The sequence below is a fragment of the Bernardetia aquimarina genome (assembly GCF_042180575.1).
Lineage (GTDB): Bacteria > Bacteroidota > Bacteroidia > Cytophagales > Bernardetiaceae > Bernardetia.
The window spans coordinates 3,479,672-3,491,912 of the sequence record NZ_CP170094.1 but is presented as its reverse complement, the minus strand read 5'-3'; the positions used below and the strand labels follow the sequence as shown (position 1 = coordinate 3,491,912).

General features: G+C 30.8%; 15 protein-coding genes. 5 read left to right on the top strand and 10 right to left on the bottom strand.

Annotated elements, in window-relative coordinates; translation table 11 throughout:
- Positions 1-59 precede the first annotated feature (59 nt).
- A complete protein-coding gene (locus ACE193_RS14915) occupies positions 60-1,289 on the bottom strand; it encodes a hypothetical protein (RefSeq protein ID WP_375559020.1) in 1,230 nt (409 codons plus the stop codon).
- 763 nt (positions 1,290-2,052) lie between these two features.
- Here ACE193_RS14915 and ACE193_RS14910 point away from each other — a divergent pair.
- Both ACE193_RS14910 and ACE193_RS14905 read left to right on the top strand, forming a co-directional pair.
- On the top strand, positions 2,053-2,670 hold the full coding sequence (locus ACE193_RS14910; protein WP_375559019.1) for a 7-carboxy-7-deazaguanine synthase QueE: 618 nt from the start codon (positions 2,053-2,055) through the stop codon (positions 2,668-2,670).
- Between the two features lie 135 nt (positions 2,671-2,805).
- Entirely contained in the window at positions 2,806-3,873 is a 1,068-nt protein-coding gene (locus ACE193_RS14905) for a TraB/GumN family protein (protein ID WP_375559018.1), read from the top strand.
- Between the two features lie 22 nt (positions 3,874-3,895).
- Here the strand turns inward: ACE193_RS14905 and ACE193_RS14900 are convergent, their stop codons facing one another.
- From ACE193_RS14900 to ACE193_RS14885, 4 genes are all read right to left on the bottom strand, one after another.
- On the bottom strand, positions 3,896-4,240 hold the full coding sequence (locus ACE193_RS14900) for a hypothetical protein (RefSeq protein ID WP_375559017.1): 345 nt from the start codon (positions 4,238-4,240) through the stop codon (positions 3,896-3,898).
- 98 nt (positions 4,241-4,338) lie between these two features.
- Entirely contained in the window at positions 4,339-4,719 is a 381-nt protein-coding gene (locus tag ACE193_RS14895; RefSeq protein ID WP_375559016.1) for an Hsp20 family protein, read from the bottom strand.
- A 269-nt stretch (positions 4,720-4,988) separates the two neighbouring features.
- Positions 4,989-6,815 carry a T9SS type A sorting domain-containing protein gene (locus ACE193_RS14890; RefSeq protein ID WP_375559015.1) on the bottom strand — a complete coding sequence of 609 codons (1,827 nt, stop codon included), beginning with the start codon at positions 6,813-6,815 and terminating at the stop codon, positions 4,989-4,991.
- 185 nt (positions 6,816-7,000) lie between these two features.
- Complete coding sequence (locus ACE193_RS14885) at positions 7,001-7,714, bottom strand: M50 family metallopeptidase (RefSeq protein ID WP_375559014.1); 714 nt, start codon at positions 7,712-7,714, stop codon at positions 7,001-7,003.
- 304 nt (positions 7,715-8,018) lie between these two features.
- Here ACE193_RS14885 and ACE193_RS14880 point away from each other — a divergent pair, with 304 nt between their 5' ends.
- The 3 genes from ACE193_RS14880 (at position 8,019) to ACE193_RS14870 (ending at position 9,035) form a co-directional block, all read left to right on the top strand.
- Complete coding sequence (locus ACE193_RS14880) at positions 8,019-8,576, top strand: EF-hand domain-containing protein (protein ID WP_375559013.1); 558 nt, start codon at positions 8,019-8,021, stop codon at positions 8,574-8,576.
- 112 nt (positions 8,577-8,688) lie between these two features.
- Positions 8,689-8,862, top strand: coding sequence for a hypothetical protein (locus ACE193_RS14875; protein WP_375559012.1), 174 nt, complete (start codon positions 8,689-8,691; stop codon positions 8,860-8,862).
- Positions 8,814-9,035, top strand: coding sequence for a hypothetical protein (locus ACE193_RS14870; RefSeq protein ID WP_375559011.1), 222 nt, complete (start codon positions 8,814-8,816; stop codon positions 9,033-9,035). Before ACE193_RS14875 ends, ACE193_RS14870 begins: the two co-directional genes overlap by 49 nt.
- Before the next feature lie 530 nt (positions 9,036-9,565).
- Here ACE193_RS14870 and ACE193_RS14865 read toward each other — a convergent pair.
- The 5 genes from ACE193_RS14865 to ACE193_RS14845 are packed head-to-tail and all read right to left on the bottom strand — an operon-like array spanning position 9,566 to position 12,234.
- Positions 9,566-10,063 carry a hypothetical protein gene (locus tag ACE193_RS14865; protein WP_375559010.1) on the bottom strand — a complete coding sequence of 166 codons (498 nt, stop codon included), beginning with the start codon at positions 10,061-10,063 and terminating at the stop codon, positions 9,566-9,568.
- A gap of 17 nt (positions 10,064-10,080) precedes the next feature.
- Positions 10,081-10,398 (bottom strand): anthrone oxygenase family protein, encoded by a 318-nt coding sequence (locus ACE193_RS14860; RefSeq protein WP_375559009.1) that lies wholly within the window; start codon positions 10,396-10,398, stop codon positions 10,081-10,083.
- 8 nt (positions 10,399-10,406) lie between these two features.
- On the bottom strand, positions 10,407-11,528 hold the full coding sequence (locus ACE193_RS14855; RefSeq protein WP_375559008.1) for a transposase: 1,122 nt from the start codon (positions 11,526-11,528) through the stop codon (positions 10,407-10,409).
- Positions 11,529-11,561: 33 nt separating this feature from the next.
- A complete protein-coding gene (locus ACE193_RS14850) occupies positions 11,562-11,759 on the bottom strand; it encodes a hypothetical protein (RefSeq protein WP_375559007.1) in 198 nt (65 codons plus the stop codon).
- Positions 11,760-11,763: 4 nt separating this feature from the next.
- Positions 11,764-12,234 (bottom strand): hypothetical protein, encoded by a 471-nt coding sequence (locus ACE193_RS14845; RefSeq protein WP_375559006.1) that lies wholly within the window; start codon positions 12,232-12,234, stop codon positions 11,764-11,766.
- Between the last annotated feature and the right edge of the window lie 7 nt (positions 12,235-12,241).

The window sequence follows — 12,241 nt, the reverse complement described above, 5'->3', positions numbered from 1 at the left end:
TTTTATTTTATTAATAAAATGGTTTCTACTTTTATTCACGTCAAAAACTGTAATTACTCTTACTCCAAAGAAGCCCAAATTTCTTTTGTTATCTTGATTCCTTTTTGTTCTGCTTTCTCAAAATAATATTTAGCTTCTGACTTTTGTTTCTTGGCAAGATAAATTTCTCCTAAAAGTTTGTAGCCTTCTGCATCTTCTGGATACATCGTTATATAATCATTTAGATACAAAATTGCTTCTGATAAATTTGCTGTTGGAATCAAATTATCTTTGTGCATAATAGCTAGATATTTCAAAACTTGAGGTTGTTTTTTAGAAGATACCTTCTGAAAATGAGTATAAGCAGCTTGATTATTTTTGATATTCCATTGTTTTAAACCTTCTTCAAAATGATTGATGACTACAATTTCATTTTTTGTTGAATGAGTAGAATTAGTAGTTGCTGTTAATCTTATATTTTCACTATTTTCTTGATTTTGCTTATTTTCTAGCCACGCCAAAGCTGTTTTGTTATTCTGTCTAGCAGCTTGATTGTAATAAGATGTAGCTAATTCACTATTTTTTTCTATAATTTGTCCTTCTTGATAGGTTTTAGCTAAAAGCAGTTGAGCTTCTACAAAATTATTTATTGCAGCCTTTTCAAGCCAATATTTTGCTTTTACCCAGTTTGGTCTTGCGCTTGTTTTTGTATCTAAATACATTTTACCGAGTTCGTATTGTGCTTCTGCATCATTATTCATGGCTAAATAAAAACGATAAGTAGGCAAATCTGAAGGCAACCAACGTTTTGCATCTATGCGTTCCAAAGCCTCGCCAGCACGAGGGTATTTTCCACCCCATGCCTGTAAATAACAACGAGCAGCTTGTTCCATACTTTGCTCTACCCCACTTCCTTTTTCGTATAAATTTCCCAAACGAAAAGCAGCTTGTGCATTTCCTTGTTCTAAAGCACGTTGATATAAGTCAGCAGCTTTCAAAAAATCTACCTTTGTTCCTATACCAAGCTCATAAAACTGTGCTAATGCAACTTGTGCAGAATCATATCCTAAAGTTGCAGATTTCTCATACAACTGAAATGCTTTTTCGTAATGTGCTGTTGTAGAAGCACTTTTTTCTTGTTGCTTTCCTAGTTTGTAAGCAATAGTTGCATCATTCTCTTGTATGTTTTGGGCAAAAGAAGAAACTGTAATAAGAAGAGTTGTAAGTAAGGTAGTTATCATGGTAGTAATAAGTGCAATATTATTTTTATGAAATTGTTTTTCCTGTGATTTAGATATTTTATAATTCATCAAAACGTATTTTTAATTAAATCAAATTGACTATGTATTACAAAATATAATATAAAATGTGCTACTTAACTTGTAGTAGATATTAGCCAAACTTTATGCCTTGATTTATTTTAAATACGTAGAATTACGTATAGAGTTAGGCTTTTACGATTAAAACATTATTTCTCTCGGCTAGTAACATTTTAAAATCGATAAAATTTTGTCTATTTTATTCTTGTGTTATATACTTTCTTAAAAAGGATATTAAAACACTATTGAAAATAAATAAGCATTGATAAACTAATCACTACAAATATATGTTGAGAAAGATTCATATTTCTTAGGGTTAATCCCAATATTTAATATTAAGGGTTTTTATTATATTCAAAAGTAATGAGTTTTAGAAAAAAATATTTATAAAAACCTGATAACAAGTCATTTATAAAAATAAAATTCTAAATTTGATTTTTCTTGAGTATCGTTTTTTTCAATTAAGAAAATAGATAATCTCTCTAAAACACCTCAGAATTAACACAAATATAAAACTATATTACGATATTGTAAGTAATACTATTTTATTTTCTATTTTAAAAACATTACCTTTGCATTCTTTTTGCGCTATGGAGTTTGCATACCTTCGCCGTATTCTTTATTTTAAATTCTAAATTACGAAATCAAAATGCCTACTATATCATCATCTTTGTCGTCGTTGTCAAAACTATCTAAACCCATTTTGAAATCAACTAGGCAAACCAAATCAGACTTTAAACCTTCATCTACTTCTATGAAAAAGCCATTAACAGCTTCTTCTCTTCCAGTAATGGAAGCATTCTACACTTTACAAGGTGAAGGTGTTTTTATGGGGCATGCAGCCTATTTTATACGTTTGGGAGGATGTGATGTAGGTTGTTTTTGGTGTGATGTAAAAGAATCTTGGGACAAAGAAGCGCATCCACAACAATCTATTTCTCAGATTGTAAAAGAAGCCAGTTCTTTTCCTGCTCGTTTGGTCGTTATTACAGGAGGCGAACCACTTATGCACAATTTGGATGAACTTACAGAAGCCTTACAAAAAGAAGGATTCAAAATTCATATCGAAACATCGGGAGCGCATCCACTTTCAGGTACTTTAGATTGGATTACACTTTCTCCCAAAAGATTCAAAAAGCCTTTAGAAGAAATTTATGAAAAGGCACACGAACTCAAAATGGTCATTTATGCACTTAGTGATTTGAAATGGGCGCAAGAAGAAGCACAAAAAGTTTCGGAATCTTGTAAATTACTTATTCAACCCGAATGGAGTAAAAGCAGTAAAAATTTACCTATTTTGATAGAGTTTGTAAAAGAAAATCCTAGATGGCAAGTTTCGCTACAAACCCATAAATTTATGGATATTCCGTAATTATAATTAGGGAAACAAACAAATTATTCAGACCAAATCCAAAAAGTAGAGAACACAAAACAAAATTATTCGTTCTATTAAAAATAGAATGCTTATTTTGTTGGCTTTATCCTTTAAAAACCTAAATCTCTACGTATGTCGAAATACTCTTCCTATCTACTTAATTTGTTTTTTTTATCTCTATTTTTCTTTACTGTTCCCTTTGCAAAGGCGCAACTTCTTTGGGAAATAAGTGGAAATAACCTTAAACAAAAATCATATCTTTTTGGAACTGTTCATGTAGGCGATGAGCGAGTAATTGATTATGCCTCAAATGTTTATCCGTATATGGATAATTCATTGACGGTAGCTGGCGAACTAGATTTGAACTTTATGACCTCTATTTTAGCGATTGGTTATGTGATGTCGCCAGCAGATTCTACACTTTCAAAATTACTTACTAAAGAAGAGTATCAAGAAATAAAACCCTATTTAGCAAAAAAAATAGGAGAATTAGCACCTTTCTTAGATATGGTTCGTCCTGTTTTTATTATGGCAATGTTGCAAGAAAAGGAACAAGAAGAACTTGCAAAAGCTACAAATAAAACTAAAAAAGGAGAAAGTGCAACACTAGAAAAATTTCCTGCTTTGGATATGCACTTACAAAACCGAGCTAGAGAAAACGAACAAAACGTAATCGGATTAGAAACTGTAAAAGAACAAATGACTGCTCTCAATTCTACGCCAATAGACAAACAAGCAAGAGAGCTTTATGATTATATTGTAGAAAAAAATAAACTTCAAAATGAAGCTGTTTTACAAGATTCTGTCAAAGTAGAAGTCGATGTAGCTATTGTGGATGATGTAAATAAAAATGATACAACTTTGGTAGAATTACAAGATACAGCTAATCCAATGGAAATACTGATTTCACTTTATTTGAGTGAAAATATAGAACTATTACACGACCAAATTTCAGGTGAGTTTGAAAAAGAATCATATCAATCACTTATTGTCAGACGAAATATTGTGATGGTGCAAAGAATGGAAGAACAGATGAGAAAGGAACTTACAAAAGAATTTAAACAAGAAAATAAGAAAAGCAAGAAAAACACTATTTTTGCAGCCGTTGGAGCTGGTCATTTGGGAGGAAAAGAAGGAATGGTAAATTTATTAAAAGAAGCTGGTTATACACTTACACCTATATTTTTTAATAAAAATTAAAGAATGATTATCTACTCTAATTTCACAACAAAATGAGAGTAGTTTTTCTGAAAATAGGTTGTTTTAAATCATTTTCGCCTAGCTTTTCTGTACAAATAATTTGGTTTTCTGTACTTTCTACTTGTATCAAAAAATCTGTCGAAACTTCTACAAGTTCATTATTTGTTCCACCAAACATCATTCTCACTCCACTTGTTCGGATATAAAAAGATTTAAAAATCATAGAAAAGGAAATAAAACTACTTCCATGTCTATCAAAATCTCTATCTGTTAGACTTACTTGAATTTTTATTTTTTTGTCTTTCCATTTTTGAGTAGTTTTTATAATAGACTCTGTCCATTCGATAAGTTGTTGTTGTCGTGTCATTTTTTCAAGATATTTTCAAAAAACAAAAGCCTTCATTTTCTAAGAATATTCTTAAAAAAGAAGGCTTTTTTCTATATTTTGGTTCATTAAAATTAGATTCAGAAATCTATATCAATTTTTCTATTTTCACCTTGGTCTGCATTATCATTGAAGGGAGCAAAAACATGAAGCTCTCCATCTACATAACGAGCTTCTATTCCATTCGAATCTACATGAGGAAGAATTGGAAAGGCTTGCATAAAACGTGGGACACCTTCAAATTCGCTAATCTTGACTAAAGACATAATAATTAAATGTCCTTGACGAATTTCTATTTTATATGAATTTGGCTTTACAGAAGCTGCTGTCAGACGAAGTAAGTATCCATTTTCTTCTTCTGAAAGAAACATTTTTGTAGGAACAGTTCCTCCACTGGCTATATTTTCAGCTTGTGATTGTAAGGCAAGTTTTTTGGTTAAGGTTTTATCTATGGTCATCATAATTGTATATATTTTTAATGCTTGAACAGCTTATTATCTAAAGTTGGTTGATTCTACTAGAATATAATCAAAACTCAAACCAATTTTCATTCTTTGTTTTGGCAATCAAAATAATAAAAAAGCATTGTTTTTTAAATAAAAACAAACTTAAAATAAATAAAAATCAAACAAGCACTTACTAAATAATGCCAAAAAGTCAGTAGACTAATTATAAAATACATTTCCTACTGACTTTTTAACAGCATAACTTCTAAAATGTTTGTTTTTGATTACTGAACCACTATTTTACGAACAGCAATAGGCTTTTGATTATCAAAAAGAGTCACAAAATAAGTTCCTTTTGCCCATTTTGAAGTAGCAATAGGTTCAGTAATAGACTTATTTTCCACCATTATTCTACCCAAAACATCAGTAACATTTACTTTATAGTTTTTGATATTTTGATTTTCAAGTTTATAAATGAAACTCAATTTGTCAGAAATAGGATTTGATGCAATTTTGAAATAATTATCTCCACCCAAATCATCTTCTATTCCTGTTATTTCATCAATACTTGCAATTCTCAAACTATATTGTTTAGATGTAAAATCATCATTTAACCTTCCTAATCTATAAACAATCAAATACATTTTATCTGTGGAGTTTACATTTTGCACTTCAATTTTTGCATTTACTCCAGCACTAGGATAATTTTTGATAACTCTTACTTGTCCATTGGCTTGAAAACTCACAAACTGAATTCCTATTTCACTTGTTTCATCAGTAGGTGTTATTTCTACCTTGAATTCTTCTTGTTGTGTAGCCAATTTTATGTAGTCAGCCGAAAAGCGCATCAAACGTCTATTTCCACTTGCAGTACTATTCCAAGTTACTCCCTGTCCCGAAAAATTAATAGCTCCTTCAATTCTAACTGTTTCAGAGTCAATATTTTCTCTCAAATAATTGATATAATCAGTAGCACGAGCATAAACAAAAGGTCTTGAAGCAGAACTAGCTGACAAAACTACATTAGCTACAAAAAAATCTTCAAAAGCAGTATTCAAACTTACATTTTTGGTAAGAAGAGCAGCATTGAGTGCTTGTAATTCAGATTGAGAACGCATATTTTCCCAAAATGTCCTTACTACTTCTTTTCCATAATTCTCTCCTACATATTGAAAAAATATCCATGAGCCGTACCATTGTGTTGTAAAATCATTAAAATTAGGGTCATTATCATCCGAAAAATCATAATTTAGGGCTACATCTGGCGCACCCAAAACACTTTCTAAATACTGAAAATTATCATCTATACCTGGATAAATCACTTCTTCCATCCATGAAGCCGAACCCTCCAATGCAAAAGCAGAAGGCGAAGAAGCATTATAACCTAATTGAATAGAGTGAAAATATTCGTGTGCAGCAGTTACTTTAAGTGCATCATTTTCAAGACCAAAACCCTCATAATTATTACGCATTCTCAACACACTTGTACTTGCCTGTGTTTCGGTAGCAGATGAGTTTGGATTATCGCCTACTGTGATTTCAGGTGCAACATATCCATACAATCCCTGTTGTAAATCGGTAACATAGACATCATAAAAATCCTGTCCTCCTCCTTCTTCGCCATCACTTGGTGGTGGAATAAATCCCAAATTATCAATTTCTTTTTGATATACATTCTCAAATTCGGCAGCCATAAATTCTATATAATCTGGAATATCATTGGTATTATTATCCATTGAAGGAACTGCATTTGTTCCTGTTTTGTCGTAATGAAAACGAAAATGACGAGAATCTACTGAAAAACTAAGCGAAGGGCGTTCGTTGTAGGTTCTTAAAACTTTTTGAAGACGAGAAGTAAGTCGTTTTTTATTTTTTTCTCCTTCCAAAAGCACCAAAGAAAGACAAGAACGATGAGTGTTATCACTTCTATCTGTGTGAGAATGAGTAGAAGAAAGTGCCTCATTTAGTTTTTCTTCCCATTTGTTTGAAAACTCTGTATCTTCTTGAAATGACGATTGGGCGAGTGTAGTAGTAGTAAATGCACCAATAAACCCAAAAGCAATAGCTAAAGAGGAAAGTTGTAGTTTATTCAGTATAGGATAAAATTTCATTATATTGATAGTTTGAGTGTAATCTAAATAGAAGTAAATGCACAAAGTACATACGATTAGTCTAAAGGTATAAAAAATATGATTATTTTATCTGATAATATTTATATACTTATAAAAAAAACCACTCAATTATAGAAAGATTCTATAATTAAGTGGTCAATATTTTCTATTGATTGGATAAAAAGTTATTTCTTAAAAGCTATTTTCAAACTTACTAAAAGCATAAAGACAGCAAAAAGAGCTATTGCTCCTCCCCAAAACCAATACGGCAAGATAAGAAGGTTTGCAATCGCTTGTGTATCTGAAACTCCCATTTTTGCACTATCACTAAACATATAATCCCAGCTCAGAAAAGTACTTGCCCACGCTTGTACTCCAAGAAATTGAACTACAAATGGTTTGTATGAAGTCGGTAATTTGAATGCAAAAGCCATAATTAATGCTCCCCAAAGACTAACAGCAATAATACCAAATACGGAACGTACCAAAAAAACAACTGACACAAGTAAAACTCCTCCTAAAATACTCATAGCTATTTTTGAGCCTTTTTGAGTACGACCAGCCATAATCAAAATAGCACCTATAATGGGAGGCGACATCAATCCAGCAGCAGCTACACATGCTCTTGCAATCATATTAGAACTTGTAGTGGTAGCAACTCCTGAACCATCACTAGACATTTCTAATTGTATAAAGTCTCCTCCCCAAAGAAGTGCCATTAGTCCATGTCCCATTTCGTGAAACCAAGTTCCTAGAATATTGAACGGATAAATAATATAACGTCCATAAGGAACATTAAAAAGAACAACTGTAATGACAGCAGCAATTAAAAGTCCTGTAAGCGAACTATGTTGAACAGCTTGTGAGTTTTGAGAAGCTAAAGAGGCTGAATTTTTCATGTATATTTTTTTATAAAGAAGATTAAAACAGAATGATTGTTATTTTACTTAACAATGTATGGTATAATTTACGAAAAAAACACTTGAAAAGTTAGAAAATAAAGTACCCATTTTAATTTCTAACGTTTTTTTTGATGTTTTTGTGTTTTTTACACTTTTCTTACTACAAAAAACATCGTCTATTTTGATTTGTTGCTAATGAAATTCTATTTTTTTTCAAACAGACTTTTATTTTTTGAGTAACTTGCCTTATATTTTTCTAAAACCTTATTCTATCCTATCAATAAATTAAATCCTAAACTCAATGAATACACTTACTCCTCTTCAAGAACGAAAAGCTAAACGCATGTTTGAAATCTTTGACACCAACAAAGATGGAACTGTAGAAAGAGATGATTTTAATTTAATTTTAAATAGACTTGCTCAAGTTGTTCCTTTTTCTAAACAATCTGAAACGTATCGTGGACTGAATTATCTGTATCAAAACCGTTGGAAAAAAATGCTTTTCTTTGCTGATAGTGATAAAGATGAACAAATTAGTGCCGAAGAATGGATTGCCTATTGTAATTCATTGATAGAAAAAAATACGTATGAAGAAGATATTTTGCCAATTACTTGTTATGTAATTCGTCTTTTTGCAGACCAAAACAAAAAAGAAGATTTCAAAATAGACCTATCCGTTTTTGAGAAATTTTTTGATGCGTATGGAATAGAAAAAGAGCTTGCTCAAAAGGCTTTTGAAAAACTAGATGTAAATAAAAAAGGCTACCTAACTGAAGAACAAGTAACAGAATATTGGAGAGAATTTTATGAAAGTAATGATGAAAATGCGTTAGGAAATTGGTTTTTTGGAAAGTATTAGGAGAAATAATATACAAACTGCAATTCATTTATAATTATTGTAAAGTTTCACTAAGGTTATTTATAGTTTATAAAACTCCATTTTGGTTTTAACTACAAAACAAAATTAAATAATGCCACAAATTTATCACGCCAATGCTCAGACGAATCAAACTATTCGTCTTCAAATTCAAAACTCTACTCAAACGAATGCTACTTTAGCAGAGCGTTTTGGAACTTCATCCACTACTATTTCTAAATGGAAAATAGAACATTTAGTAATGATAAATCATCTGCTCCTAAAATGATTGCTTACGTTTTGAGTGAAGTGGAAAAAGAGCTTATCAAAAAGATAAGAACTTCTACTTGGATGTCTTTACAAGAAGTAACTGAGTGCATACAACAAATTAACTCTACCATTTCTAGAAGCTCAGTGTATCATTGTTTTGTCAAAGAGAATATCAATACTATCACCTACTGAAAAAACAGGAAGCTAAGAAATTTAAAGCCTATCAGTTTGGTTATTTGCATATTGATGTTACTTATTTCCCCAAATTAGACGTAAAAGCAGCTTATTTATTTGTTGCTATCGACAGAGCTACACGACTTTTATTTTATAAAAAATATGAAGAAAACACAGAGCTATTTATGGACGAATGTATAGTTTTTTTCTTTTTCAAATCAGTCATATATTGATTGATAACGGACTTGAATTTACAAATCGTTTTATTCGTTCAATAACGAGGAAATCTTTATCAAAAACCTTCTAAAATGGATCAAAAATGCAAAGAAAATAATATAGAACACCGTTTAACTAAACCAAGTACACCACAACAGTTTGAAACAAAAATAATAAATTTACAACAAAAATATAATCAAACTTCATAAACAACCTTATGAAACTTGACACATATATTATGTTTCTTCCAAAAGATGATTTTAGTATTCCTTCTTGATTTGTTTTCTAAGAAGACGAAAACAAACAGGCATAATAAGTTTAACTATACCTGTTTATTTCTTATATTTACTTCTTATATTTTTTATTAGACGATAAAAAATATAAAAATGACTAATGACATTTACTACTCCAATAGTTGTGAATGCCCACCACATCGTTCCTAAGTCATAATTATAAAATTCAATCGCAAATACTTGTGGAAAGGCTACTATAAGGTCTGTAAAACCAAAAATATTAAATACCCAAACCAAAGGAATTGCAAATTTCCATTTATTCTTTAAGGCAAAAGCAGTAATTAAAGCCAAAATAGCAGTCGTATAATCCCAAATTCCTACTGTAAAAGCTAAATCATCTGGAAAAGCATCATAAACTTGGGTATCTACCATGAAAACCATACCCAAATACCTCAAACCGTGAATAAGAACCATCGGCACAAGTGCATCATAAATATTGAGTTTGTCTAAACGAGGAAATACATACCACTTAAATATAAAATAAAAAGTGAACAACCCTGCTACGGATTGCATATTGAAAATAACGAAATTATCCATATTGATTTGAGTTTTGTTTAAATTGAATTACTTGATTTTTGAAAACCTAAAAGAGCAAAAACACCTGAACAAATAGCTACAACAACTCTTACCCAATGCAGAATTATCCAGCCTTGTAATTTGCTTGTAGCCGTTGCTGCATCATATTTCAACTCCACAAAATCCAAATTCATAGGCAAATGATAAGCTACCGTTTGAATATTGATAATCGTTAATCCAATAAAAGCATAGAGCCAATATTTTCTACTTTCAGACCCTTTTTCACTTTTAAGAAATACCCAAAGACTACCCAAAAAAGCAGGTAAAAGTGTAGCAGCTGTTACAGTACTGGACATGTGTTAATTTAGGTTGTATTTTGAGTTTTAGATTTTTGCACTAATTGGGTTATTATTTTTAATATTTTGTCTATAGAAGTAGCATAAAATACTACTTTTCCATATCCGATTCTAAAAACAGACTCGTAAAAGGATTCATTGTCTTTTTTTACTCTTTGTTTTGTTTTTACTCCTTCTAAGATACAGAGTAAAAAAGATGCAATTACTAATGCCATTAGAACACGAATTTTTCTTGGGTTTACCATTCCTAACTCCTCTAAATGAAATCCATTTGTTTTCAAATGTCTAAATAAACACTCTATTTTCCATCTGAGATAATAGATAGCACTAATTTTCTCCTTTGTTAAACGATATTTGTTGGTTAATAAAATGACAAACTTTTCACTTTCTTTTGCTGCTTGAGCATTATAAGAAATCACTATTTTTAGTTTTTTTGCAAAGTCAGTTTCAAATTCTTGGCTTACTAGTTTGCCTGATTTAGCTTTTTTAAGTAAGCTGTGGTATTTTTTAACTTCTAATTGATAATCTCCCTTACAAAGACGAATAATGTAAGTATATCCTTGTTCTTCTAAATACCTAAACCAAACTCTACCTTTATACTCTCTATCAGCTAAAATTGTAAATCTTTTTAAAAAAGGATATAACAATAAAGCCGATGCTAATAAACTTTTACGATGAGCAACAGTAGAACTACCTTTTCGTTCTAAATTGATCCAAAAAATAGGAATAGCCATTTTTCTATAAATAACACTTAAGACCAAAACATGATAGGTATATTCCCCTAATTGCCAAACACTACCATCCATAGCTAGATAGAAAATTTCTTTTTTTATGTCTTTTCTATTCAAAAAAGAGCCTATACTAAAAACTAGAATCAGCTTCCATAGTGTTTTTTGAACATAGACATCCAAAAAATAACGAGTAAGCCGTTTATAATGAGAATCAATTTGAACAGTAGGAGAATTTAAAAAAATACCTACTTGATTTTTTAATTTGTTTAGATTAACAGTTTCTTTTATCAGAATACAGCTAATAAGCAACAAAGTAGCGTGAACATAATGGATAGGAATATCTGAAAATTCCTTTGTATATTTGTTCAGCAGGACGGAATAGAGTTTTTTGGTTTTCACACTTCTAAATTAACTCTTTCTGTCCTTTTTTTGTCAAAAATTTAACTCATGTCCAGTACTATAAGCAGCTGTAGGTTGTAACAGTAGTGGAAAATCGATTTTAAAAAACTTCATAAACTCTATTGGGTCAAGCGATTGCCAGTACATAGCGTGGCTAAAACCTATATTTATCATATTTCCAGCAAAAGCTCCGATGCCAAGAATGGCAATGATTGAAATTGTATTTTTCATAATTTTATATTTTTTGAACGACTTGATTAATTTGTTTGAAACCTTTGAGAGCAAATACAGCAGCCATAAATACAGCAGCAAATCGCACCCAATGTAGTAAAAGCCAAATATTTAGTAGTGTCGTAATTTCTTCTGCCGTATATTTTAATTGAATAAAACCTAAATTGACAGGCAGATGATAAGCACTTGTAATGACGAAAGCTGCAATCATTCCACTCATTACATAAAGCCAAGTTTTTCGAATTTCTTTTTCATTTTTGAATCTAATAAACAAGACAATAGACGAAATTAAGGCAGGTTGAAGCATCAAGACAGTAGGCAAAATAAAATAAGGAAATTCGGCTGCAAAAACATTCATAAATGTAATCGGCTCAAGTGTTTTCCAAAATATTCCAAATCCTAAGCCCATAGCTAGTAAAATGCCTAAAGCACCAAAAATGGTCAAAACAGCTATTTCAGGTAGTATTTTTTTCATAATTGTC